The organism is Acinetobacter sp. YH12200 (genome assembly GCF_013418175.1).
GTDB lineage: Bacteria > Pseudomonadota > Gammaproteobacteria > Pseudomonadales > Moraxellaceae > Acinetobacter > Acinetobacter pseudolwoffii.
In genome coordinates this window covers 150,431-174,208 of sequence record NZ_VPCO01000002.1, presented here as the reverse complement: position 1 = coordinate 174,208, position 23,778 = coordinate 150,431, and the positions used below count along the sequence as shown (strand labels likewise).

The 23,778-nt window shown below is 44.6% G+C and carries 25 protein-coding genes; 11 read left to right on the top strand and 14 right to left on the bottom strand.

Features of this window, described 5'->3' with window-relative positions; all coding sequences use genetic code 11:
- Positions 1 to 211 precede the first annotated feature (211 nt).
- Both FTU90_RS02365 and FTU90_RS02360 read left to right on the top strand, forming a co-directional pair.
- The gene (locus FTU90_RS02365; RefSeq protein ID WP_100329294.1) at positions 212 to 997 is read left to right on the top strand and encodes a sulfite exporter TauE/SafE family protein; all 786 of its coding nucleotides are present in this window, start codon (positions 212 to 214) and stop codon (positions 995 to 997) included.
- Between the two features lie 83 nt (positions 998 to 1,080).
- Positions 1,081 to 2,493: a DASS family sodium-coupled anion symporter gene (locus FTU90_RS02360; protein WP_005172903.1), complete on the top strand. Its 1,413-nt coding sequence runs from the start codon at positions 1,081 to 1,083 to the stop codon at positions 2,491 to 2,493.
- A gap of 122 nt (positions 2,494 to 2,615) precedes the next feature.
- On the opposite strand, the gene FTU90_RS02355 is transcribed toward FTU90_RS02360, so the two are convergent.
- The gene (locus FTU90_RS02355; RefSeq protein ID WP_180049812.1) at positions 2,616 to 3,734 is read right to left on the bottom strand and encodes an HPP family protein; all 1,119 of its coding nucleotides are present in this window, start codon (positions 3,732 to 3,734) and stop codon (positions 2,616 to 2,618) included.
- A 232-nt stretch (positions 3,735 to 3,966) separates the two neighbouring features.
- Positions 3,967 to 4,809, bottom strand: coding sequence for a transglutaminase family protein (locus FTU90_RS02350; protein WP_179999123.1), 843 nt, complete (start codon positions 4,807 to 4,809; stop codon positions 3,967 to 3,969).
- A gap of 313 nt (positions 4,810 to 5,122) precedes the next feature.
- Between FTU90_RS02350 and glyQ the strand changes: the two genes are divergently transcribed.
- Both glyQ and glyS read left to right on the top strand, forming a co-directional pair.
- Positions 5,123 to 6,106, top strand: a complete 984-nt coding sequence (gene glyQ, locus FTU90_RS02345) for a glycine--tRNA ligase subunit alpha (RefSeq protein ID WP_005095400.1) — start codon at positions 5,123 to 5,125, stop codon at positions 6,104 to 6,106.
- Positions 6,106 to 8,175 (top strand): glycine--tRNA ligase subunit beta, encoded by a 2,070-nt coding sequence (gene glyS / locus FTU90_RS02340; protein WP_180049810.1) that lies wholly within the window; start codon positions 6,106 to 6,108, stop codon positions 8,173 to 8,175. The genes glyQ and glyS overlap by 1 nt, the downstream gene beginning before the upstream one ends.
- A gap of 25 nt (positions 8,176 to 8,200) precedes the next feature.
- Here the strand turns inward: glyS and FTU90_RS02335 are convergent, their stop codons facing one another.
- Together FTU90_RS02335 and FTU90_RS02330 are read right to left on the bottom strand one after the other, a co-directional pair.
- Positions 8,201 to 8,575: a hypothetical protein gene (locus tag FTU90_RS02335; RefSeq protein ID WP_180071895.1), complete on the bottom strand. Its 375-nt coding sequence runs from the start codon at positions 8,573 to 8,575 to the stop codon at positions 8,201 to 8,203.
- Positions 8,576 to 8,613: 38 nt separating this feature from the next.
- On the bottom strand, positions 8,614 to 9,237 hold the full coding sequence (locus tag FTU90_RS02330) for a hypothetical protein (protein ID WP_180071894.1): 624 nt from the start codon (positions 9,235 to 9,237) through the stop codon (positions 8,614 to 8,616).
- A gap of 11 nt (positions 9,238 to 9,248) precedes the next feature.
- Here FTU90_RS02330 and FTU90_RS02325 point away from each other — a divergent pair, with 11 nt between their 5' ends.
- Positions 9,249 to 9,638 (top strand): hypothetical protein, encoded by a 390-nt coding sequence (locus FTU90_RS02325; RefSeq protein ID WP_005095392.1) that lies wholly within the window; start codon positions 9,249 to 9,251, stop codon positions 9,636 to 9,638.
- A gap of 226 nt (positions 9,639 to 9,864) precedes the next feature.
- Positions 9,865 to 10,359 carry a hypothetical protein gene (locus tag FTU90_RS02320; RefSeq protein WP_005095391.1) on the top strand — a complete coding sequence of 165 codons (495 nt, stop codon included), beginning with the start codon at positions 9,865 to 9,867 and terminating at the stop codon, positions 10,357 to 10,359.
- Between the two features lie 70 nt (positions 10,360 to 10,429).
- Here FTU90_RS02320 and FTU90_RS02315 read toward each other — a convergent pair whose 3' ends face one another.
- The 3 genes from FTU90_RS02315 to FTU90_RS02305 all read right to left on the bottom strand — a co-directional run bounded on the left by FTU90_RS02315 (position 10,430) and on the right by FTU90_RS02305 (position 13,068).
- Entirely contained in the window at positions 10,430 to 11,383 is a 954-nt protein-coding gene (locus tag FTU90_RS02315) for a 2-hydroxyacid dehydrogenase (RefSeq protein WP_159138697.1), read from the bottom strand.
- An 89-nt stretch (positions 11,384 to 11,472) separates the two neighbouring features.
- Positions 11,473 to 11,670, bottom strand: coding sequence for a hypothetical protein (locus FTU90_RS02310; RefSeq protein ID WP_005172920.1), 198 nt, complete (start codon positions 11,668 to 11,670; stop codon positions 11,473 to 11,475).
- Positions 11,671 to 11,796: 126 nt separating this feature from the next.
- Positions 11,797 to 13,068, bottom strand: a complete 1,272-nt coding sequence (locus tag FTU90_RS02305; RefSeq protein WP_159516193.1) for a hypothetical protein — start codon at positions 13,066 to 13,068, stop codon at positions 11,797 to 11,799.
- Between the two features lie 113 nt (positions 13,069 to 13,181).
- On the opposite strand from FTU90_RS02305, the gene FTU90_RS02300 reads away from it, so the two are divergent.
- Positions 13,182 to 13,958, top strand: coding sequence for a class I SAM-dependent methyltransferase (locus tag FTU90_RS02300; RefSeq protein WP_074383957.1), 777 nt, complete (start codon positions 13,182 to 13,184; stop codon positions 13,956 to 13,958).
- A 15-nt stretch (positions 13,959 to 13,973) separates the two neighbouring features.
- Entirely contained in the window at positions 13,974 to 14,555 is a 582-nt protein-coding gene (locus FTU90_RS02295) for a hypothetical protein (RefSeq protein ID WP_005095379.1), read from the top strand.
- A gap of 157 nt (positions 14,556 to 14,712) precedes the next feature.
- Here the strand turns inward: FTU90_RS02295 and FTU90_RS02290 are convergent, their stop codons facing one another.
- Positions 14,713 to 15,918, bottom strand: a complete 1,206-nt coding sequence (locus FTU90_RS02290) for a TIGR03862 family flavoprotein (RefSeq protein ID WP_180071893.1) — start codon at positions 15,916 to 15,918, stop codon at positions 14,713 to 14,715.
- 4 nt (positions 15,919 to 15,922) lie between these two features.
- Positions 15,923 to 16,567, bottom strand: coding sequence for an SAM-dependent methyltransferase (locus tag FTU90_RS02285; protein WP_171063366.1), 645 nt, complete (start codon positions 16,565 to 16,567; stop codon positions 15,923 to 15,925).
- Between the two features lie 85 nt (positions 16,568 to 16,652).
- Between FTU90_RS02285 and FTU90_RS02280 the strand changes: the two genes are divergently transcribed.
- Both FTU90_RS02280 and FTU90_RS02275 read left to right on the top strand, forming a co-directional pair.
- The gene (locus FTU90_RS02280; RefSeq protein ID WP_005095374.1) at positions 16,653 to 16,826 is read left to right on the top strand and encodes a DNA gyrase inhibitor YacG; all 174 of its coding nucleotides are present in this window, start codon (positions 16,653 to 16,655) and stop codon (positions 16,824 to 16,826) included.
- 174 nt (positions 16,827 to 17,000) lie between these two features.
- Positions 17,001 to 17,183: a hypothetical protein gene (locus FTU90_RS02275; protein ID WP_005095373.1), complete on the top strand. Its 183-nt coding sequence runs from the start codon at positions 17,001 to 17,003 to the stop codon at positions 17,181 to 17,183.
- 38 nt (positions 17,184 to 17,221) lie between these two features.
- Here FTU90_RS02275 and FTU90_RS02270 read toward each other — a convergent pair whose 3' ends face one another.
- The 5 genes from FTU90_RS02270 to FTU90_RS02250 form a co-directional block, all read right to left on the bottom strand.
- Complete coding sequence (locus tag FTU90_RS02270) at positions 17,222 to 17,866, bottom strand: MBL fold metallo-hydrolase (protein ID WP_100534671.1); 645 nt, start codon at positions 17,864 to 17,866, stop codon at positions 17,222 to 17,224.
- Between the two features lie 22 nt (positions 17,867 to 17,888).
- Positions 17,889 to 18,902 carry a ferrochelatase gene (gene hemH, locus FTU90_RS02265; protein ID WP_005172935.1) on the bottom strand — a complete coding sequence of 338 codons (1,014 nt, stop codon included), beginning with the start codon at positions 18,900 to 18,902 and terminating at the stop codon, positions 17,889 to 17,891.
- 65 nt (positions 18,903 to 18,967) lie between these two features.
- On the bottom strand, positions 18,968 to 19,996 hold the full coding sequence (locus FTU90_RS02260; RefSeq protein WP_005095369.1) for a DUF4062 domain-containing protein: 1,029 nt from the start codon (positions 19,994 to 19,996) through the stop codon (positions 18,968 to 18,970).
- 118 nt (positions 19,997 to 20,114) lie between these two features.
- Positions 20,115 to 20,987, bottom strand: a complete 873-nt coding sequence (gene murI / locus FTU90_RS02255) for a glutamate racemase (protein WP_100355488.1) — start codon at positions 20,985 to 20,987, stop codon at positions 20,115 to 20,117.
- A 48-nt stretch (positions 20,988 to 21,035) separates the two neighbouring features.
- Complete coding sequence (locus FTU90_RS02250; protein ID WP_005095365.1) at positions 21,036 to 21,647, bottom strand: DUF1285 domain-containing protein; 612 nt, start codon at positions 21,645 to 21,647, stop codon at positions 21,036 to 21,038.
- Positions 21,648 to 21,833: 186 nt separating this feature from the next.
- Here FTU90_RS02250 and FTU90_RS02245 point away from each other — a divergent pair, with 186 nt between their 5' ends.
- Positions 21,834 to 23,546, top strand: a complete 1,713-nt coding sequence (locus FTU90_RS02245) for an electron transfer flavoprotein-ubiquinone oxidoreductase (RefSeq protein WP_180071892.1) — start codon at positions 21,834 to 21,836, stop codon at positions 23,544 to 23,546.
- Positions 23,547 to 23,778: the final 232 nt, after the last annotated feature.

Genomic DNA, 23,778 nt, shown 5'->3' with positions numbered 1-23,778 from the left:
ATTCTAATTTATAGCAAGATGTATTGAAGTGCTTCCTCCTTCACCCAGTCTAATGGGGTGAGATTTTGATGCCACGATAATTCCCCTAGATTATCGTGGCTTTTTTTTGCCTATATTTTTGTTATTTCTATGCTGTATGACAGCTTTTTACTTTATCTTTTAGCTCAATTAGCGATAAATTCAATATTCCAATGTTTGAAATGGATGTCAGATGACTCAGGCAGAATGGATGATGCTGTGGCTCTGTGCCGTAGCAGCCCTGCTGCATGGTTTAAGCGGCTTTGGCTTTCCCATGATGAGTACGGCTGTTCTGTCCAGCGCATATCCGCTTAGCATCGCGGTTACCCTTGTCATTCTGCCCTGTTTGCTGCTGAATCTGATCATGCTGAATGCCGATCCTGCACATAGTCTGTTGAATAGTATTGGCTATTATATAAAACGCTATTGGCCATTAATGCTTAGTAGCCTGATCGGCAGTGTACTCGGGGTCAAGCTGTTACTTTGGCTAAATGAGGCTTATTTAAAACTGTTATTGGGTCTGGTAATTGTATTTTATGTCTTGGACCAGTTACGGGCACGACCCTTACAAGTTAGTCCGCATATTTCCAGCATGCTCTGTTTTGGTTTACTGGCCGGCATTATTGGAGGTGCGACCAATGCTATGGCACCTTTTCTGATGATGTATCTGATGAGTTGCCAGCTCTCAAAGATAGATATTGTTATTATCAGTAATCTCAATTTTATTGCCGGTAAACTGATCCAGCTGATTTTACTATTTCCAATTCTGATCACACTGGAAACCCATCAACAGCATATTCTGATCGGGATCAGCTTATTCGCCCTTGCTGGTGTCTGGATCGGAGGCAAAATACGCCATCGTTTATCTCAGCAGCACTTCAAATGGATTGTCCTGGCTTTACTTTTTGGCTTGGGCCTGTATGCCCTCTGGCAAAGTGCTGGATTATTGCAACAATCTGGTTATAGTATCTTTAAATAGGGTATTTTTTAAACAAAGCAAAATTACAAATTCAAAGCTGATATAAAAAAATGACGTAAATAAAAACCTTGCAAGGAGAGCATATGACTCAGACCAATCTAGCCACCCCAACCAATGCGATGCCTAAAGGGCTGCTCAAAGGCTGGATCCTTATTGTTGTTGCAGCTATTGTGGCCTATAGCCTCTATCTTTATCTGCCCTATGACCAGAATGCCAATAAGGGTCTGGCTCTGCTGGCTTTTATCGGTATTCTCTGGCTGACTGAAGCGATTCATATCACCATTACCGCACTTTTAGTTCCAGTGATGGCGGTGTTACTCGCCATGCCAATGGCCTCTGACGGGGGACTGGTTCCCATCACCACACAAGCCGCTTTGGCCACTTTTGCCGATCCTGTCATTTTCCTGTTTTTTGGTGGTTTTGCGCTGGCAACGGCATTGCATATCCAGAAGCTGGACCGGAAAATTGCCATGTGGATTATCTCCATGTCTGGTGGGCATTTGGGTATTTCTGTACTGGCGATTTTTGTGGTGACGGCGCTGCTGTCCATGTGGATTTCCAATACGGCCACTGCTGCCATGATGCTGCCTTTGGCCTTAGGCTTGCTTTCACATCTGGATGTCAGCAAGGATCGTAAAACTTTTGTCTTTATCCTGCTCGGCATTGCCTATTCGGCCAGTATTGGCGGGCTGGGCACCATGGTCGGTTCCCCTCCGAATGCCATTGCCGCCAAGGCACTCGGCTATGATTTTGCCGACTGGATGAAAATCGGCTTGCCGATGATGTTCATTATTCTCCCCGCCATGCTAGTCAGTTTATATCTGGTACTACGTCCAAAACTAAATCACAAAGTACAATTTGTGACCGAAGATATTCCCTGGACCGGCACCCGTATAGCCACCATGATCCTCTTTCTCTGTACTGCAATTGCCTGGATTTTCAGTAAAAAATTCACCGAAATTTTTGGTATTTCTCAGCCGGATACCTGGATTGCAATTTCGGCTGCCTGTATGGTGGTAATTCTAGGTACCGCAAGCTGGAAACAGATTGCAGAAAATACCGACTGGGGGGTCTTGTACCTATTTGGTGGTGGTCTGACCTTGAGTGCCATTCTGAAGGATTCAGGCAGTTCGCTGGTACTGGGGCAAACTCTGGCCAATGCCTTTGGTGATGCCTCCCCGCTGATGATTATTTTTGTAGTCGCCACTTTTATTATCTTCCTGACTGAATTTACCAGTAATACCGCTTCGGCTGCCCTGCTGGTACCAGTATTTGCCGCAATTGCGGATCAGATGGGCATGCCCAAAGAAATTCTGGTGATTGTCATTGGTATTGGTGCCTCATGTGCCTTTATGCTGCCGGTAGCTACCCCGCCCAATGCGATTGTTTTTGGAACCGGTCATATCCAGCAAAGCGAAATGATGAAAGTCGGTTTTGTACTGAATATTATGTGTATCTTTATTATTTCACTGTTTATTTACTGGTTCTTCCTCTAAACCAAGTCCAATAAAAAAGCACGTTTTGGCGTGCTTTTTTATTGGCAAGTATCGCTGCTTTTTAAGCAAAATCCTTGCTCAAAGCAGATGCATTAAACTCAGATAATTTCTCTAAAATCATCTTATTCAGTTCTGCTTTTGATCTTAAGTTGATTGAGTTCCTGATTCAGTGCAGCAATGATATCGGCACGACTGATAATTCCCACCAGCCGTTGTTGACTGACCACCGGAATATAATTAAAAGAACGTTCAACAAAATAAGGCACCAGATCCTGAATCGGCTGGGTCGGCTGCACCGTGACGACTTTTAAGCTCATAATATGCCTGACCTGATCTTCCCAACTGCTGCGAATATCTGAAGCACGCTTAAACCATTCCACCACGTCATACATGGCCAAAGTACCGACCAGTTTTTCTTCTGCATTGACCACGGGCAGGCTCATCAGGTTCATCTGTTTAAACTTGTCCAGCGCATGATGAATATTGTCATTTTCATGCAGCGTGACCACATCTTTGGTCATAATATCCTGACAAGTAAATTCATGCACCGCGCGCGCATTGGCAATATCCTGTGCTTCCAGAATAATCTTTTGCAGGTCATATTCACTGATATCCAGCAATTCTGTTTGCTGGTCTAGCACGTCCTGAATATCCTGCGGCTGAATGGTAACTTTCTGGGTCGGGGTTGGATCTTTAGAACGGGTATTCAGTTGCGCCTGCTGCGGATAGCTCTTGCCAATCATGCGGTTAAATACAATGGCGATGATCATCAGCAGCAGTGAATTTAAGAGCACCGGATAAAACACAAAGGCATAGCCCAGATCATGTACCGCATTTCCGCCCAAGACCGCAGTAATCGCGACCGCACCACTCGGGGGATGCAAGGAATCTGTGGTCATCATCAGCATAATCGACAGAGCGACGGCGACACTAAAAGCTTCAGTCGGATTGGCCATGAATAATGCACAGGTTACGCCGACCACAGCCGCAATGGTATTCCCCACCATAATATTCCAGGGCTGTGCCAGAGGACTGGCCGGCACTGCAAACAGCAACACCGAAGACGCCCCCATCGGTGCAATATACCAGGCCTTAAAATCACCCAGAATCCACAAACTCAGCAATGAAGATACGGCCAAGCCGATCAGGGCACCGATGCCGCATAACAGACGGTCTTTGAGCGGAAGGACTTTGAAGTTTGGTTTTAAGGTATTGAGCCAGTCTAGATTTGAGTGAAACACAGTCTACCTGATTTACTTTTTATCGATTTTCCGCATTATAGAACCAAGCAGCCTTAAAGGTATATTTGTTTTATATCTTTTAATGTTGCATGTATGCCTACTTTTTAGAAAAAAAATGTCGGCATGATTGCTTATTATCAAAATGGTTTTGAATAGCTAAGGCTTTATGCTTCTGCATATTCCAACAACATCATGACTTACAATGAAGCTGATAAAACTGTTTAAAATCATGTTATTTTGCAGTAATTTCAGTAGGCTTTGATAGCGGATTTTCATCTGATTCAGAGCGAATAATCGGCTCGATTTTAATCAGCTCGACCTCACCATAGAAGGTCGAAAATGCCACATCTCCGGCATCGACGCCAGTGCCAATCCGAATTAAATTTTCTACAGGCGCCAAACGGGTCGGATCAAACAGTACCCACCCACCCTCTAAATAAGCTTCAAAAATGGCGTGAAAATCGGGTAAAAACTTTTCGATTTCGACATAACCGACCACCATGCGTGCTGGAATGCCTAAAGCACGACACAGCGCAATACCTAAATGAGCAAAGTCACGACAGACGCCCGCCCGATGGATGAGCACATCTGTTGCAGTACTAAACTGATCCGTGCTGCCAGAAACATAAAATATATTGTTATAAATCCATTGTTCAATCGCTTTGACCCGCGCATAACCCGGCGTCATCCAGCCAAAGGACCGATTGGCCATTTCTGCAAATAAATCCGAATTACAGTAACGGCTGGCCAGCAAATAAGGCAGCACCGCATCAGGCAAATCCGGAATCAGCACTTCATTCAGATTATGCTGCGCATCTGCATTGATCACCGGATGACGTTCAACTGTCGCGTTATAATGAACTTCAAAGACATCACAAGGTTGGACATGCAGACGTATATAACGATTTTGATGATTTAAATCCTGGAATTCACGCCATACGACAGGCATATTAAATGTCAGTTGTTGTTCAAGAATAGTTTGATCGGAATGATGTGCCGCCTGAATCAGAAAAACAAATTCTGTGGTCTGGACAACCTTATATTTTAAATGACATTGAATTTGATAAGTGGTCATGAATTTCCTTATTTTTAAGCATTATTATATTGTGTGAATATTAAACTAATTTTAGGATGCTAATCGTATAAGATCAGTTGAGCTTTATAACGCTCCGGTTAATCGGATGCCATATATCTGATTTATTCTTGATTTTTAAGTTAGCCTCAATTGGCCAGTAAAGCTGAAATCACGACAGATGCATAGATGACTCTTCTTGTTTAAAGGTATTCTGGATTTTTTCAAAAAAGGTTCCACACATTAACCCTTTGCCACTCCCCTGCAAAGTCCTTATAATTGAGCACAATTTTTCTCTAATTTTAAGTGGATGACCATGAGTCGCGCCATATCGCATATTGATACCTTCCAAGGCTTAATTCTTGCCTTACAAACTTACTGGGCGGAGCAAGGCTGTGTAATTTTGCAGCCTTACGACATGGAAATGGGCGCAGGAACATTCCATACAGCGACTTTCCTTCGTGCTTTAGGGCCTGAAACCTGGAACGCAGCCTACGTTCAGCCGTCACGTCGTCCGAAAGATGGCCGTTATGGCGAAAACCCCAACCGTCTGCAACATTATTACCAATTCCAGGTGGTACTGAAGCCAAACCCGGACAACATCCAACAGCTCTACCTTGACTCGCTTAAAGCGATTGGAATCGATCCACTGGTACACGACATTCGTTTTGTCGAAGACAACTGGGAATCGCCAACCCTCGGCGCTTGGGGTCTAGGCTGGGAAGTTTGGCTCAACGGCATGGAAGTGACGCAGTTCACGTATTTCCAGCAAGTGGGTGGTGTTGAATGCTACCCGGTAACAGGCGAAATTACCTACGGTCTTGAGCGTCTTGCCATGTACTTGCAAGGTGTAGACTCGGTTTACGATTTAGTTTGGACCAAAGGTCAGTTCGGTACTGTGACCTATGGCGATGTGTTCCATCAAAATGAAGTTGAGCAGTCAACTTATAACTTTGAATATGCAAACGTTGAAAAAATGTTTGAGTTGTTCGATTTCTACGAAGCTGAAGCAACACGTTTAATCGAAGCTGAACTGCCATTGCCTGCTTATGAGCAAGTGATTAAAGCATCACACTGCTTTAACTTATTAGATGCGCGTGGCGCGATTTCGGTGACTGAACGTCAGCGTTATATTTTACGTGTGCGTACTTTGGCACGTGCCATTGCAAATAGCTATGTAGCAGCGCGTGCGAAATTGGGCTTCCCGATGGCTGAACCTGAGCTTCGTGATGAAGTTTTAGCGCAGTTAAAAGCACAAGTTGAAGCGGAAGCAAAAGTTGAATCTAAGGAGAGCAAATAATGTCTAAACATACCGTTTTGTTCGAATTAGGCTGTGAAGAACTTCCACCGAAAAGCCTTAAAAAATTACGTGATGCATTGCAAGCAGAAACCGTAAAAGGCTTAAAAGATGCTGGTCTTGCTTTTGATTCTATCGAAGCCTATGCAGCACCACGTCGTTTAGCATTAAAAATTACCAATGTTGATGGCGCGCAAGCTGACACGCAAAAACGTTTCGACGGCCCTGCAAAGCAAGCAGCCTTTGATGCGGAAGGCAACCCAACCAAAGCGCTTGAAGGCTTTATGCGTGGTCAAGGCATCACGGTTGATCAAGTATCGACTTTCCAAGCGGGTAAAGTTGAAAAAGTATGCTTCTTGAAAGACGTGAAAGGTCAAAGCCTTGACGTTTTACTACCACAAATTTTACAAAATGCTTTGGACAATCTTCCAATTGCAAAACGTATGCGTTCTGCGGCAAGCCGTACTGAATTCGTACGTCCCGTAAAATGGGTGGTGTTGTTAAAAGATAACGATGTGATTGATGCAACCATTCAAGATCATAAAGCGGGTAACGTGACGTATGGTCACCGTTTCCACGCGCCTGAAGCGATCACTTTAGCGCATGCTGACGAATACCTTGCGAAGTTAAAAGCAGCGCATGTTGTGGCTTCTTTTGAAGAGCGTCAAGCGATCATCGACCAACAAGTGAAAGCATTGGCGGATGAAGTGAATGCCATCGCAATTGTACCAAGTGATCTTCGTGACGAAGTGACTGCATTGGTTGAATGGCCTGTTGCGCTACGTGCAAGCTTTGAAGAACGCTTCCTTGCTGTTCCTCAAGAAGCATTAATTACGACGATGCAGGACAACCAAAAATACTTCTGTTTGGTGAATAGCGACAATAAACTTCAACCGTACTTCATTACTGTGTCAAACATTGAGTCGAAAGACCCGACACAAATTATTGAAGGTAACGAAAAAGTGGTTCGCCCACGTTTGTCTGATGCTGAATTCTTCTTCTTGCAAGATCAAAAGCAACCGCTTGCGTCTCGTAAAGAAAAACTTGCGAACATGGTGTTCCAAGCAGAGCTTGGTACGCTTTGGAACAAGTCTGAACGTATTGCAAAATTGGCTGTTGCGCTTGCGCCTATTACAGGTGCAAAAGCGGAAGATGCTGAAAAAGCGGCACTTCTTGCAAAATGCGATTTAACCTCTGAGCTTGTGGGTGAATTCCCTGAACTTCAAGGGATCGCGGGTACTTACTATGCGCGTCTTGAAGGTGAAAATGCTGAAGTGGCTGAGTCTTTAGGTGAGCAGTATTTACCTAAATTCGCGGGTGACGTTTTACCGAAAACCAAAACAGGTACAACCATTGCCCTTGCCGACCGTTTAGACACATTGACGGGTATTTTCGGTATTGGTCAAGCGCCTACAGGTTCTAAAGACCCGTTTGCACTGCGTCGTTCTGCGATTGGTATTTTGCGTCTTGTCACTGAAAACGAGCTTGATGTTTCAATTGAAGATTTAATCAAACTTGCACTTGCTGCATACGGCGATGTATTGAAAGATCACGACAAGACTTTAGCTGATGCTGTTGCATTCCTTGAAGGTCGTTACCGTGCCAAATACGAAGATCAAGGCGTTGCAGTTGATGTGATTCAAGCAGTTCAAGCGTTATCGCCTAAATCACCGCTTGATTTTGACAAGCGTGTCAATGCGGTCAATCACTTCCGTGCCTTGCCTGAAGCTGCTGCCCTTGCTGCTGCCAACAAGCGTGTTGCCAATATTCTTGCAAAAGAAGCTGCACCTGAAGGTGAAATTGTTGAAGCAAGCCTGGTTGAAGATGCTGAGAAAGCATTGTTCGCTGAACTTGCGAAAATCACACCTGTGGTTGAGCCGTTATTTGCTGCCAAAGACTACACTGCTGCACTTTCAGCTTTAGCTGCACTTCGTGCGCCAGTCGATGCGTTCTTTGACGGTGTAATGGTGATGGCTGATGATGCAGACCTTAAAGCAAACCGTTTACGTATGCTTGCTCAGCTGCGTGATTTGTTTACGAAAGTCGCTGATATTTCAGTGTTACAGCACTAAGTTCCGATTTAATAAAAAACCCGCTTTAAAGCGGGTTTTTTATTTCATACTTTTCATCAATTTCAGCCATTAAGCTTTTGAAATAGTCATTTTTTTCATTAAGATAAAAATTATATATTCGTCCAGCTCGTTCATCATTGCTCCGCATTGCTTTTCTCATTAACTCGATTGCAACTAGATAATCTTCAATTTCATTAAACCAATATTCACCATGTAATAATCGATTTTCTAAAGATTGTTTTAACGCTAAATATTCTCTCTGGATATTATCTAAAGCTGTATAAGCAAATAGTTTATTCTGCTCATCATAAATACTATGAATTTTTTCAAACCAATAAGAAATTGGCAACAAGCCAACTAATTTTTCATTTTCAAATTTCTTTTTAACTTCATTTTCCATAATAATTATTTCTTTATTCAGTCTTCTCAAGAGAACAATTACTTCTTGAGTAACTCATAAATAGAAATTTCTTCATAAACTGTATCTTCTTTCTTTTTAGAATATCTCAACAAGTCAAAACCAGATTTATTAATTGTGATACGAGAAATAAAATTATTAAATTCATCCTTATCTTTTTCGCTTCTTCCTCCTTCATTATTTAGGATTGTGTGCCCAATCGAAGCATTCCGAACCTTACGGATCTTTTTCAACTCACTATTTGCTTCCCATTGAACTTTGAATACTTCATATAGATGCTTCAAGCTATCTTGTTGAAGAATGAAACATTGTAAAATTCCATAGCAATGAATGTATTTAAGCCCTGTTTCTTTAGGAAACTCCGTTTGCAGATAATCCTTAAAGGCTAAAGATGTGTCTCCTAACACATCTAAAGCACTGCATAGCATCCACCATCTGTGCTTATCATTTAATAATTGGTAATGAAGAACTCCACAATTAATATAATTACGCAGCTGATTTTCTAAATTTTCTATTTGATCTAAAGAGTCTAGTAGATGATCCATACTTATATCTATACGGGTAGAGTATTCTTTAAAATTAGTTTTCAAATCATAGGCAATTTCATCTGAATTGCCTATACTCAACCTAACAACACTCAACAAGAAAGAATCATATGAAATTTAAAGCTCTTATTTTGACGGGTCTTGCGAGTATCGCAGTTACAGCTTGTACATCTGCACCAAAAATCCCGCAGCTTGAAGTTGGCGTCTTACAGGAAGTACAAAACCTCGAAGTATCTCCAGAAACCACCAACAACAAGGCAAAACTGACCAAGTTCCTCGACAAATGCGTGATTGAATTTACCGGCGATCTTGGCAATAACCGTGTCGTTGAACAATGGTCATTTAAAGGCCTTACCCTGATGGATGCAGGTTCAGCAACTTTCCAGCGCGACGGCACCAGCACTGCACAAAAGTTTGATCTACATGCCAAAAATGTACAAAAAAACTTTATTTCACTCCGCCATCACTTTGCCAAAGATGCATTAACTCAATGTGACTAAGCATCCTGCCCTGTTTTTATTCAGAAAATGGGGCAATTCTTTATCTAAAATAAATAAAAACCGGTTTCATATCTCACCGCGCCGTCTTTCATTACAAAAAAGCTAAATTGTACTTCTTGGAAGTGCTCGCGAATCCATCAGATCTTCATTGTTTTCGTGAAATTATCCGCTACACTCAAAATCAAACAAAAGATCGCTATTTGACTACTTCGAGGTCGATCACATTATGATGATGAAAAAAGCTATTATTCTCGGCACTGCATTTTTAATCTGCATTCCGGTATTGACACAAGCTGCAACCGAATCAGAAGCACAAACCAGCAAACCTATTGCGCCATATGGCACCAATCCAAATCTCTTGCATGTCTTTGCCTATAAAGCTCAGGAAGGCGTCATCAATACCGCAGAAAAAGTCGGTGAAGTGACTGAAAAAGGCATTGCCAAAGTCAAACCAGGTGTAGATCGTGCTTGGGGAAATACCAAGGCAGCGGCTTCAGAAACCGCACAAAAAGTCGATCAGGGAGCTACGCAAGCAGCCCAACAAACCAATCAGAAAATCCAGCAAACCAAAGAAGTGTGGCGCGCCAACCCTCAACAAGCAGCACCGATTGTGCAACAGCCTTTGAGTGAATCCTCTGCGCCTCAGCAAACCACAACACCACAGATGCAACCTCAATCCGGTTCCGGCACTGCCACCAGCTATGCAGTGACTGATTTATAAGAAAAGCCCGTCATGGGCTTTTTATTTATCTTTCAGCAAAAAATATTCACTTCAAGAGAAGGGTTAAAAATCAATTCACCTGCCGTATCGGCTGGCCATTTTTAAAAGCTTCAATATTTTCGACCATCTGATTCACAATGCGCTGCCGTGCATCAACACTGCCCCATGCATTATGCGGCGTCACAATCAGGTTTGGGATTGTTGCATCGAGTAGGACATTGCCTTCTTTCGGTGGCTCCACCGTTAAGACATCAGTCGCTGCACCAGCAATCTGACCCTCACGCAGCGCCTGCGCCAAGGCTGCTTCATCGACAATACCACCACGCGCACAGTTAATTAAAAATGCGCTTGGCTTCATCGCTTCGAGTTCAGCATGACTGATCAAATGTCGAGTGTCTTCAGTAAGTGGACAATGCAGACTGAGAAAATCAACTTGAGCAAGCAACTCGGTAAATGGTACACGGGATGCATCTGCTGGACGGTTTGGCAGCGCCGCAATGAGAACTTTCATGCCAAAAGCTTCAGCCAGTTTCGCCACCGCATGGCCCAGTTCACCATAACCGACAATGCCCAGTGTTTTTCCGGCCAGCTCGACAATTGGCGCATCCAGCAAACAGAATTGTGAAGATTTTTGCCACTGGCCTTGTTGTAGCGCACGTTGATAAGACAGAAATGAAGTGGCCAGATTGAGCATTAACATTAAAGTATGTTGCGCAACCGCAGACGTTCCATAGGCCTGACAGTTACAGACCACAATGCCGCGTGCTTTGGCCGCAGCCAGATCGACATTATTGCTGCCGGTCGCAGAAATCAGGATCAGTTTCAGTTCAGGAGATTGCTGAATGGTCGCAGCATCAATCAGTACTTTATTGCTAATAATGACCTCAACCTCGGCCACGCGGGAAGCAATCTCGGCTGCCGAAGTCGTTGGATACAACACAAGCGGATCAAAGGCTGCATGCAGTGCCTGAAAGTCCAAATCCTGTTGGTCTAGAGAAGCATAGTCTAAATAAACGGCTTTCATGGCTGTTCCCTCAATCCTGTTGAACCATTGATCTTTATCATTTAAAACAAGTCATTGAGGCTTTTCAAGCAGTTTCCGCTCTGCCAATCTTAATCTAGCGGTTTATCGAGATGATTGCGCAATGAACGCCGGATTTTATAGATCACATACACCGCCAGAATGATCATGAAAATAATCGATGCACTCATCATAATCACGGCTGGATGTACACTTTCTGCATGTGCCAGATTGGGCAGCGCTAAACCGACCATGAAACAGACTTGTATCATCTGGGCAGATTGCATCATATAGAGACCCCCTGGTTCGTTTCAACTATCGGGAGCAGTACGGGTGGATATTATTTGTACCGCCTACCTCTATATTATGCCTAGCCAATCACATGTCAAGTAATTGTTTTTTATTAAAAAATAAAGCTAGTTTATCTCATTGTGCGTCACAAACTGCGTATTTTTGTCACTTTCATCGATAAAGGCCGCAGCGCCATACTCATTGGTACTTAAATTCAAGTGCTTATAGCTGAACATATAATAATCGCTATAACGTTTCATGAGAATCGGGTGCATGCCCAGACTGAGTTCATCCTGCTCCTTGATCAGTTTCATGACATGCCGGTCATTCATCACCACCAGATAACGCTCATCATTCAAGCTGATGCTCAATAGGCCATTGCCTTTGGCATAAATCGGAATCAGGAATTTATGGTTCAGGGCAATCGCGCCTTCTGCATAACTTTCGATTTTATGACTGATGACATTAAATACCAGACCATGTCCATATTGATCCAGAAGCAACTGACGATTTTCCTGCGGCAAATTGACATGAATGCCGAGCTTGAGCAGGTCATGCTGATCGACCTGTTTATTTTGCAATAATTCTCTTAAGATCACCTGTTTCTGGCTGGCATCAAAAAACTGATTATCCAGTTGCAGATCATTATTTTTCAGGATACGCCCCAAGGCCATACGATGGCGTGGCAAAACATTTTCAATGACTTTGCGATAATAGAACTTGCTGTTTTTCTTGACCCGACGCATTTTCTGGTAAAAATAACTCGGTTCGTAATCATGTACCAAAAAGTCATACAGCAATTCGGAACTGGCCAGAACGGCAATGGCATCATGTCCGGTAAATGGCAAATGCAGCACATGATGCTGCGGAATCAGGGCCTGTAATTTCAGATAATGCGCACGGTCTTCGGCACAATACGGATCATAAACAATAATATATTCGCACGTGCTATCGATATCTTCGGCTTCAACCCGCATTCCTGCATTCAGCTCTGGTTGATAGAACATATTATAGCGGGCATCGTGTACATCATCCGGATTGATCGAATATTGCGGCACCATCGCCACCACGCGCTGCACGCCTAAGGCGCGGGAATACTTGATCGCGGCATAGCCACCCATCGAGCCACCATAGGCAACCCGCTGCTGAAACGGCGCAATCAGTTCAGCCACTGCCTTTAACATGTTCCACATGGAACCTTGCGGGAACCAGGACTTGTGCTTGGGCATAATACCCAGAACATTGAACTCGAATTTCTGTAGCGACTTTTCTGCATTGATGTTGAGGCCCTTGGCACGGGTAATCAAATCGCCAAATGAAAAAATCAATTCTGAAGATGACCCCGGCATAAAAATCGCGCGTATATGCTCATCTTCAAAAACAATCTGCTTGTCCATAACTTTCCCGTGCTGGTAAATCGAACCCTTCCACAACAATTCAATCAATGAATGCTGTCAAAAAAGTGAATATGCTATTTTATATCGATCAAAAAGATTAAAAAGCGCAAAATATGACACAATCATTACATCCGGCAGCAAAACGGGGTTTTAGTGCATCTGCCGAGCTGTATCAGCAAGTGCGTCCCGATTATCCGGCAGAGATCAGTCAGTGGCTGGCCGATACTTTGACTTTGCCTGTCGATGCGCGTCTTTTGGATTTGGGCAGTGGAACCGGCAAGTTTATTCCTTATTTACGCCCGCTCAGTAAAAACATCATCGCTGTCGATCCGGTTGCGGAAATGCTGGCACAATTAAAACTGGCCCATCCGGACATTGAGGCTGTTGAAGGCCTGAGCCATCAACTCCCCTTGCCTGATCATAGCCTGAATGCGGTATTTTGTGCACAGTCATTTCACTGGTTTGCGAATGCAGAGACCTTACAGGAACTCAACCGAGTCCTCAAACCCGATGCTTATCTGGTTCTGGTCTGGAATCAGCGGGATACCCGGGTAGCCTGGGTTCAGGCACTGGCAGAGTGTATCGCCCCATTAGAAGGTGATACCCCGCGTTATCATAGCGGAGCGTGGCGCAAGGTATTTGAACAACAAACCCTGTTTCAGCCGTATGCAGAAATCAGCATGACTCGGCAACAACAGGGCAGTGTGGAGCAGGTGGTATCAAAACGGCTACTCTCGACCAGCTTTATTGCAGCCATGCCAGCATCCCGGCAAGCACAGCTCAAACAACAGTTTGAACAGATTATCTGGGACTATACAGCCAAAGGTATAGAGGAAATGATTGATTTTCCTTATATTACTCATATATACGTATTTAAAAAAACTAATTAAAAACAGGAGTCAATCATGCATAAAATATCAGGAATGACACGCACTGCCCTGTTTGCAGCAGTCATGCTGCTCATGGCATGTGACCAGAAAACATCAGAAAGTACCGAACCGGCTGCAGACAGTACGGCTTCAGATCAGGTGATGCAGGAACTGAAAACCGAGCCGCTGAAAGACTTCCCCAAAACCACTGAGGATCCACATGATATTGCAGTACTGACCGATTATGAGCAACGTTTTCAGGAAATGAGTGCGGAGCTGGAAAAAGAATTAAACAGCATGCGTGATGAAGATAGCTTGAGTCCGGAGTTTATTCAGCAACGCCAGCGCGATCATGTACAGTCAGCCCTGAATATGCTGAAGGATTTAGAACTGAAAACCGAACAGGGCCGTTATATTCAGGGCATGATGTATCAATATTGGCAACATCAGGACAAATTGGTAAATAGTCCTGAGACTCAAACCAAAACAGTGAATGAGGCCAGTGAAAGTGTCAAAGGTTTAGGGAAATATCTGCATGCGCAAGAGCAACTAGAACGCTGGCGTTCGCAATATCCGGATCTGAATGCCAACACAGCACCTGCCCGCCCAGCCAGTTAATTCCATGGAGCTCATTGCTTGCACCCAGCTTGACTAAAATACACAGCGAACATCTAAGCTCAACGGGTGCATACAGGCACCTTGAATAAGCATGATACTGTCCAGGCTTGGTCTGCATTTCAGAATAAGGGCTTTTTCTCCCTCAGCATAAAATGACTTAGCTGGCCTTTAGGAACTGATGCACCCCTTGACCTGCCGCCCGGCCTGTAGCAAAACAGGCTGTCAGCAGATAACCTCCAGTCGGTGCATCCCAGTCCAGCATTTCCCCACAAAGAAATACATACGGATTGGATTTAAGTTGGAGCTGTTCCGACAGCACTTCACGCTTGACCCCACCTGCACAGCTAATCGCTTCTTCAATCGGACGAAAGCCTGTAAGTGGAATGGTCAAATGTTTTATCTGCTTGGCTAATTCAGCAGCATCTTGCCACCAAGTCTTGGCCACCAGTTCACGCACCAAAGCCGCTTTGGCACCATCCAATCCGGCTTTACGCCAAACATTGCTTAAAGACTGCTTCTTAGTCGGCTGTAATTTTTTCGCCAATTGCCCCACACTTTGGTCAGGAAATAAATCCAGACTCAGTTGCATTTGCTGACCTTGTTTTAGCTGTTCGCGTAAACCTCTTCCCTGCTTATAAATCAAACCACTTTCAAGCCCATAATGACTGATCACAATGTCACCCGTGGTTTTTTCACCTTGCCCGACCCAGGCTTCTACACGTTTTAAAGGCTGACCAAAGACTGGCTGCATGAACTTGGACCATGGATATTCCACCCCGGCATTACTGGCCTGAAAAGCCTCAATCTCATCGGGTTTTAACCAGGCTTGCCATGCGCCGTCACTGCCCAGTTCTGACCAGGATATTGCGCCACAGGCCAAAATAATTGCATCAAATTTTTCAGTGCGAAGTTCATTATTTTTTAGATCGTGCAGCTCAAGCTGTTGCTGATGCTGATGCAGTCGGCTGACTTTATGCCGGTAATGAAACTGGATGCCATGACTGGCCAAGCGCTTGAGCCAGGCACGCAGCAAGGGAGCAGCTTTCATCTCTGTGGGAAATACCCGACCGGATGAACCAATATAAGGCTCAATGCCTAGTTCCTGCATCCAGTTTTGAATCCAGACAGCATCCCACTGTTTGACCCATGGCGACAACCAGTCCACCTGATCATAACGCTGCACAAATTGCTCAACCGGTTCCGCATGAGAGATATTCAGGCCGGTTTTGCCTGCCATCAAAAATTTACGTGCAGCAGACGGTTTTTGCTCATAGACGTGCAGCTCATAATCAAACTGACTAAGGACTTCTGCGGCCATTAACCCGGCAGGGCCAGCGCCAACAATGGCAATACGTTTGCTCATCTGATTATTCCGCGATGCTAGCATTCTGCCCTTGCAAAGGCTGGAAATCATCAAACCGTGTCACATAAGCTTCAGGTTTAGTAATAATAAGTTGCTGACACAATTCCCCACGTTCCAGATATTTAATTTCAAAATGGGTGCGTGCTGAATCCTGGGCAATGACTTCTTTAATAAAAGGTAATTTCCACAGTTGTTCTGCCTGCTGTTCTGCTTCTTCGATATAGGCAGGAATATTACTGGCCAGTGTAATGGTTCCACCCGTCTTTAAACGGGAAAGTAAAAACTCAAAAAATGGCATATTGACCCAGCGCTGCGCCGGATTATGCGGTTCCGGATTTGGATACAAAATAAAGAATTGTTCTACCTGCTCTGGATACAATGCATGCACGATCCACGGCAAAGCATCGGCATGAACGGTCTGTAAATTGGCCTGACCTTCAATCCCGTGCTGTTTTTGCATGGCCAGGAATTTTTCGCGGGTACGTTCAATCGCAATCAGTTGAGTATCGGGGTGGGTTTTGGTAAATAACAAAGCATGTTTGCCTTTACCCGCCCCGACTTCGATGCAGACCGCTTCAGGACTGATGCTTTGAAAATCACGGGGTGCATGCATACGCTGTGCTTGAAATTGACGAATCGGCATAATCAGATCAAACTAATAAAAACCGCATAAGTCTACCAAGTGCGGCTATATTTGCCTAATCGAAGCTTTATTTTTCTTTGGAGTTGATCTCATGCCCACTACTTTAAACTGTCCGCGCTGTGGCAAACTGACGACCTGGGAAGAGAATGATTTCCGTCCTTTCTGTTCAGAACGCTGCAAGATGATTGACCTGGGCGCATGGGCCAATGAAGAATATAGCTTGCCCACTCAAGATGCACCGCAGGCGGACACTTCTGAGGATTAGAAGTTCTGTGCAGTAAAAAAATATTTCCGAACTGAAGACTATGTAGAAAATTAGCCAAAAATCACATAAAGTTTATAAAATCACCCTGAAAAGCCAACACGAATTAACACCATTCATCGTGCCTTAGCATTATTGTTCTACTTTAAATCTTCACATTATTTTTAGAGCAATAATATGAGCTATATTATTTTAAAAGTCATATTAGTTGGGGTGGGTCTACTGGCACTTCTCTCTCTGGGAGTCGGTATTTTCCAACAAGATAGCTTGTTTATTGTACTGGGTGTGCTTTTTGCTTTTATGGCTTGGCTAATTCACATGCAAACCCGTCAATTTAGCAGTGATCCATTTTCAAAATAAAAGACCAAGGATACTTGGTCTTTGATTCACGTCGATATTTAACCCGCTTTGCCTGCAACAAAGGGATTATGCTGCTTTTCAAAACCAATGGTGCTGATCGGTCCATGTCCTGAAATAAACTGGGTTTCATCCGGCAGGCTAAAACATTCACGCTGAATTGAATCCAAGAGCTGCTGATGATCGCCACGCGGGAAATCCGTACGGCCAATCGAGCCTTTAAACAGCACATCGCCCGTCCATAACAGGGCATGATTGCTATTATAAAACATCACATGGCCCGGGGTATGCCCTGGCGCGAAACGCACTTCAAATTCTTCATCACCGAGCTTCAGTATTTCCCCCCCTTCCAGCCATTGTGTCACTTCAACTTTTTCTGGAATCGGAAAACCATAACGTGCTGAAACCTCCTGAATCATGTCCAGCCAGAAAGCATCTTCCTTATGTGGCCCAATTACTGGTACATTCCAGGCTTTTTTCAAGGCGCCTACTGCACCTGCATGATCCAGATGTCCATGGGTCAGCCACAAAGCTTTTACGGTTAAGCCCAGAGCTTCGACCTCAGTTTTGAGTTTTTCAGCTTCGCCCCCTGCATCAATCAAAATGGCTTCTTTCGTGTCCGTATCCCAAATGATCGAACAGTTTTGCTGAAAGGCAGTAACCGGAACAATTTTGACTTGTAACATAGGGCAAAAAACCTCGGAAAAATTAATGAGCAAGCGTTTGTGTCAATGCATCCAGATTAGCCTGTAGCAAACTGTTCAGCAATCGCAAATGATCTTCACGGCTATTTAAAGCAGGAATATAACGATAACTGCCTCCCCCCAGAGATTTAAAAGTTTCGGCATTTTCTATGGCCAGTTCCTCAAGCGTTTCCAGACAGTCAGCCGAGAATGCCGGGCTCATCACCTGCACGGATTTCACCCCCTGTTTGGCCCAGTCTTCCAGCAAAACATCGGTATAGGGCTTAATCCATTCCTGTTTGCCAAAGCGTGACTGAAAGCTAATCGCATATTGCTCTGCACTCAGCCCTAACGCCTGTGCAACCAGTTGTCCGGTAATACGACAACGATCGGCATAAGGATCGCCTTTGTCGGCATAAGGCTGCGGAATACCATGAAAAGACATTAACAGTTTTTCCGGCTGACCATGCACTGCCTGATAGTCACGCACGCTTTGCGCCAGAGCCTGAATAAATAAAGGATGTTGATAATAATCCCGAATGATGCTCAAACCAGGCAAATTGCGTTGCTTCACCACCCATTTTGCCAGGGCATCATAGAGAGGTGCAGTCGAAGTAGCAGAATATTGGGGAAATAGTGGAAATAAGATCACATGGTCCTGCGGCTGTTCAGACACTCTGGCCAAAACCTGCTGAATATTCGGATTGCCATAAGTCATTGCTGGCACCACATTCAACTCAAACTGCGGATAGAGCTGGGTCAAATGGGTTTTGACTGTATTGACCTGCTGCAACAGGATTTCACGCATCGGTGAATCCTCTCCCCAGACCTGTGCATAGGCCTGTGAAACCCGCTTAGGCCGAAATGGCAAAATGAATAAACGCAGGATTATTTGCCAAATGGGTTTCGGAATTTCAATCACCCGCTGATCAGACAAAAACTGCTTCAGGAAACGGCGTACTGCTGGAATCGTGGGCGCATCTGGCGTACCCAAGTTGGCCAATATAATCGTCACTTTAGCTTTAGCAGGAGAAGACATTCAGTTTATCCGTCATGGTATCAACCCCTGTACTTTAACAGTTTTTGATTGATTCTCTATATGGATTAATACACTGACTTAGATTGAAAAGTACGATCTAAATCCAGCAAACTGCTGTCCAGTAATTTTTGAGCTTTCGGCGTAATCTGCCAGAGCATGCGCTGGCGGTCATCCCGACCTGATGGCACAATCCAGTCATTCTGGCGCATCTGAATTTTCAAGCTATGCAAGGCACGAATATTCATCTGGGCACGAGCCACGGCATGTGCACGTGGCATTTCTGCCCGTGCATCTTCCAGACCGTTTTCATTTAAATATTCATTCATCCGCTTGGAGAAAAACTCTTCCGGTGTCGGATTGACAAAGGTAGAGCCCAGCAGGGCCAATAATTGCGCCCAAGTCAGCTTCTTCTGAACTTTAATTTCCTTAAAGTTTCCATCCTGATAAGCCTGCATCCGGTATTCAAAAGAAAAGACTTCATGCATGGATACTTTAGGCAGGCTCAGGAACGGATCTATTTCCGCCGTTCCACCATCACGCTCCAGTTGGCTCACTTTAGCCTTGAGCTGATCAATCTCGTCATGCAGCGCCTGGGTATTTTGCGGACGCACCCATCCGGTCACCGGATAACGCTCCAGCATTTGCGGCATATTAAAACGTACTGCCATTTCCAGATCGCGCAAGCTGCGATAAGTAAAGACCTGGTCTACTTCCTGCTGCAGTAATTGACGGAATTCCTTAAACTTTTCCCGCAATTCCGGCTTGGTATCATGTAATGAGCTTTCACGTGATGCCGGATCGTCATGCATAAACACAATAATCGGTTTTTGCTTGGTCACTGCATAGATGTATTCGAGGTGCATATAACCGACACCCGAGACAGACTGTTCCCCATACTGACTGCCTAGCAAAATCACTACATAGTCACAATCATCAATCTGGCGGCGTGAAAAAGCAGTATTCAGCGGCGTACGCTGTTCCAGTCCCCAAGAGAAGAACCCCATACCCACTAATGTTTGAGACAAAATGATACGTTCCGGCTGCATTTCTGCCCCAGAGGTTGAGATGAACACTTGGTATCGTTTATCCAGCATGGGCTATCCTCTTCTCCTGTACATTTGCATAAAAAATGCATGAATTCATGCATTTTGACACAATATGACCACCCCAAAATGAAAAAATATCGTTCTTTTAAAATTATAAAAATGAGTTTTAAACTGCACTCATATTACTGATCTGCCATTTTAAACCGGCAGGAATCAGGTGCTGCAAAACCGGCCGGAGCTGTTCAGCATTCTGCCCACTCACCACCAATTCAATTTTCACGCTTTCTTTACGCTCATGCTCAAATAATAACTCATTTTTAATTAAAATTCGGGCCGTTTGTCTCGCAACTGCGAATCCTGAGTCAATTAATGTCAGCTTTTGACCAAAAATATACTGAATTGACGCTTTTAGGAAGGGGTAATGCGTACATCCCAGTACTAAATAATCAGCGCCTTGATCCACAACTGGTTGTAAAATCTCTATTAATGTCTGTAAACAGGCTTCACTCATCTGCTCTCCAGCCTCAACAAAAGGTACCAGTTCCAGACTGGTCACAGGCAGGACTTTAACCTGAGCCGGTTCGGCAAAACGGGAGATCACATCTTTAATCAGTTGCCCGCGAAAAGTGGCCGGTGTTGCCAAGACCGCAACTGTTTTCGACCGGGTATTCAAGACTGCAGGTTTAAGTGCTGGCACCAAACCGATAATTGGAAAGTTCTCGCCATAATAGTCACGCAAATAATCCAGACTAAAGGCAGAGGCCGTATTACAAGCCACGACTGCCACTTTACAGCCCTGACGATACAGCCATTCAATCGCCTGAGCAGTCAGGCTACGGATTTCCTGATCATCTCTCGGGCCATAAGGCACATGTGCAGTATCGGCATAATAGACAAAGCGTTCATTCGGCAGATGGCGGGCAATTTCCAGAGCCACCGACAAGCCGCCTACGCCCGAGTCAAAAATACCAATCGGCGCATCTGCTGTTGCGTTGGGCATCGGGTCTAATAGCGGAGAAATGGGTTGAATGGCGCTCATAACGGTCTGAATTGCGGTGTCAAAAACTCTAGCGACCAAGCTTAAACCTCAGGTGCTCAAATGCAAGTCTAAATCGCCACTTTTCAAACTTAAAACGGCTTCACCTGCCGGATTTTCATCAAGCTCTCCCATCTCGACCAGATGCAAAAATGCGGCACGCTGGATCAGGGCATTGATTCCAAAACGTACATGCACATAAGGTCGCAACTCATCTTTATATTCACGCATAAAGATCGGATGTTCAGCATCCACAATAATCAGGTCTTGGGTTGTGGTGCCCAGTTGCAAATAGCTCAGTCCATTAATCTCGACCTGATCGACCTGATTGACCAATAAAGGTTCATCTTCCACTTCAATTTCAATCATTTCTACCGGTGTTTTTAGGTAGAATTTTCCCTGCTCTTTCCAAAGGACGGTTGCAAACAGGTCAATCATGGCTTGGCGTTTGATCAATTGACCTTCGTGCCACCATTCTCCATTGGCCAAAACCTTCAGATCCATTGTGCCACAATGCTTTGGCTGCCATTGCTCCAAAGGGGGAATTGACCTTTTGTGACCGCCCTGTGCATCTTTTAAGTATTGCGCGATATCCATTAAATTTTTATCATCAGGAGAAGTTACTTTTTTCGTCAGATGTTTGCTGGGTACTGGCTTATCCATAAAAGAAGACCTTAATGACGGAAAAATAATATGTTTCAGCCAATTGGCTAAAACTCGGTTTAAAACTATACTAGCCCAGATTATCAAAGACACCAGTATTTTTGTGTCTAGGAACCAAGAACACTTATGGCAGCACCCAATCATCCGATTATGGTTGCCACCGAATAGTAATATGAGGAGTCCTACATGGAACACATCGAACGTGAATCGATGGAGTTTGACGTCGTCATCGTCGGCGCAGGCCCTGCGGGTCTATCTGCTGCGATCAAAATCCGTCAACTTGCAATTGAAAACAACTTAAATGATTTGTCCGTTTGTGTCGTAGAAAAAGGCTCCGAAGTTGGCGCACATATTCTGTCTGGTGCTGTGCTTGAACCGCGTGCCATTAATGAATTGTTCCCGGACTGGAAAGAACAAGGCGCACCGCTCAATGTGCCGGTGACTGAAGATAAAACTTTCTTCTTGCTTTCAGATGAAAAATCACAAGAAGCACCACACTGGATGGTGCCAAAAACCATGCACAATGATGGTAACTACGTCATCTCGCTCGGCAACGTGGTGCGCTGGTTAGGCCAAAAAGCTGAAGAACTGGAAGTTTCAATCTTCCCGGGCTTTGCCGCCTCAGACATTCTGTATCATGCAGATGGTACGGTAAAAGGCATCCAGACCGGTGACATGGGCATTGGTAAAGATGGCGAACCGACGCATAACTTTACTCCGGGTTATGAACTGCATGCCAAATATACGATTTTTGCTGAAGGCTGTCGTGGTCACCTCGGTAAACGTCTGATTGAACAGTTCAATCTGGCCAAAGATGCAGATCCACAGCATTACGGGATCGGCATTAAAGAACTCTGGGAGATTGATCCTGCCAAGCACAAACCGGGTCTGGTGATGCACGGCGCCGGCTGGCCATTGAATGAAACCGGTTCTTCAGGCGGCTGGTGGCTGTATCACGCTGAAAACAATCAGGTGACTTTGGGTATGATCGTGGATCTGTCCTACACCAACCCGCATATGTATCCATTCATGGAAATGCAGCGCTGGAAAATCCATCCTTTAATCAAGCAGTATTTAGAAGGCGGCAAGCGTATTTCTTATGGCGCCCGTGCCGTGACCAAAGGTGGCTTTAACTCGTTACCGAAGTTCACTTTCCCGGGTGGCTCACTCATTGGTGATGATGCCGGCTTCCTGAACTTTGCCAAAATCAAAGGCTCACATACCGCAATGAAATCCGGCATGCTCTGCGGTGAAGCGGTATTTGAAGCGATTGCGGCTGGTGTGGAAAAAGGCGGTGATCTGGCGGTTGCACGTGTGGTTGAGGGTGACGATTTCTTTGTTAAGGAACTCACCGCTTATACCGACAAGTTCAACAACAGCTGGCTCAAAGAAGAGTTATACAATTCACGTAACTTTGGCCCGGCGATGCACAAGTTCGGTCAATGGATGGGTGGTGCATTTAACTTTATCGACCAGAACGTGTTCAAAGTACCATTTACCCTGCATGATCTGGTGCAAGACCATGCTGCACTGAAAACCCAAGCCGCTGAAAGCTTCAAGCCAAACTATCCAAAACCGGATGGCAAGCTGACTTTTGACCGTTTATCTTCTGTATTTGTATCGAATACCGTGCATGAAGAAAACCAGCCTGCGCATTTGAAACTGACTGATCCGTCCATTCCGGTTGAAGTAAACCTGCCTAAATGGGATGAACCGGCGCAGCGTTACTGCCCGGCGGGTGTCTATGAAATCATGGAAAATAATGATGGTTCAAAACGTTTCCAGATCAATGCAGCCAACTGTGTGCACTGCAAGACCTGTGACATTAAAGATCCGTCTCAGAACATCAACTGGGTAACACCGGAAGGTGGCGGTGGTCCTAATTACCCTAACATGTAATTAGTATCCGAATATGTAATTCGGCTAGTCCTTGCGCGAGCTCATACCCTAACATGTAATGTTAGGGTAATCTTGCGAATGAGGAATATATTCCGCAAGTTCTCATATCCGAATATTTAAGCTCTCATGAGAACAAAATAAACCCGCTTTCGAGCGGGTTTATTTTCTGGAGAATGACGATAATATTATTTTTAAAATCGAATAAGAACTCTTATCAGATCATAAATTTCAA

Coding starts and splice junctions, on each gene's coding strand:
- FTU90_RS02365 (WP_100329294.1), top strand. CDS start 212: ATGACTCAGGCAGAATGGATGATGCTGTGGCTCTGTGCCGTAGCAGCC.
- FTU90_RS02360 (WP_005172903.1), top strand. CDS start 1,081: ATGACTCAGACCAATCTAGCCACCCCAACCAATGCGATGCCTAAAGGG.
- FTU90_RS02350 (WP_179999123.1), bottom strand. CDS start 4,809: ATGACCACTTATCAAATTCAATGTCATTTAAAATATAAGGTTGTCCAG.
- glyQ (WP_005095400.1), top strand. CDS start 5,123: ATGAGTCGCGCCATATCGCATATTGATACCTTCCAAGGCTTAATTCTT.
- glyS (WP_180049810.1), top strand. CDS start 6,106: ATGTCTAAACATACCGTTTTGTTCGAATTAGGCTGTGAAGAACTTCCA.
- FTU90_RS02335 (WP_180071895.1), bottom strand. CDS start 8,575: ATGGAAAATGAAGTTAAAAAGAAATTTGAAAATGAAAAATTAGTTGGC.
- FTU90_RS02325 (WP_005095392.1), top strand. CDS start 9,249: ATGAAATTTAAAGCTCTTATTTTGACGGGTCTTGCGAGTATCGCAGTT.
- FTU90_RS02320 (WP_005095391.1), top strand. CDS start 9,865: ATGATGATGAAAAAAGCTATTATTCTCGGCACTGCATTTTTAATCTGC.
- FTU90_RS02315 (WP_159138697.1), bottom strand. CDS start 11,383: ATGAAAGCCGTTTATTTAGACTATGCTTCTCTAGACCAACAGGATTTG.
- FTU90_RS02310 (WP_005172920.1), bottom strand. CDS start 11,670: ATGATGCAATCTGCCCAGATGATACAAGTCTGTTTCATGGTCGGTTTA.
- FTU90_RS02305 (WP_159516193.1), bottom strand. CDS start 13,068: ATGGACAAGCAGATTGTTTTTGAAGATGAGCATATACGCGCGATTTTT.
- FTU90_RS02300 (WP_074383957.1), top strand. CDS start 13,182: ATGACACAATCATTACATCCGGCAGCAAAACGGGGTTTTAGTGCATCT.
- FTU90_RS02295 (WP_005095379.1), top strand. CDS start 13,974: ATGCATAAAATATCAGGAATGACACGCACTGCCCTGTTTGCAGCAGTC.
- FTU90_RS02290 (WP_180071893.1), bottom strand. CDS start 15,918: ATGAGCAAACGTATTGCCATTGTTGGCGCTGGCCCTGCCGGGTTAATG.
- FTU90_RS02280 (WP_005095374.1), top strand. CDS start 16,653: ATGCCCACTACTTTAAACTGTCCGCGCTGTGGCAAACTGACGACCTGG.
- FTU90_RS02275 (WP_005095373.1), top strand. CDS start 17,001: ATGAGCTATATTATTTTAAAAGTCATATTAGTTGGGGTGGGTCTACTG.
- FTU90_RS02270 (WP_100534671.1), bottom strand. CDS start 17,866: ATGTTACAAGTCAAAATTGTTCCGGTTACTGCCTTTCAGCAAAACTGT.
- hemH (WP_005172935.1), bottom strand. CDS start 18,902: ATGTCTTCTCCTGCTAAAGCTAAAGTGACGATTATATTGGCCAACTTG.
- FTU90_RS02260 (WP_005095369.1), bottom strand. CDS start 19,996: ATGCTGGATAAACGATACCAAGTGTTCATCTCAACCTCTGGGGCAGAA.
- murI (WP_100355488.1), bottom strand. CDS start 20,987: ATGAGCGCCATTCAACCCATTTCTCCGCTATTAGACCCGATGCCCAAC.
- FTU90_RS02250 (WP_005095365.1), bottom strand. CDS start 21,647: ATGGATAAGCCAGTACCCAGCAAACATCTGACGAAAAAAGTAACTTCT.
- FTU90_RS02245 (WP_180071892.1), top strand. CDS start 21,834: ATGGAACACATCGAACGTGAATCGATGGAGTTTGACGTCGTCATCGTC.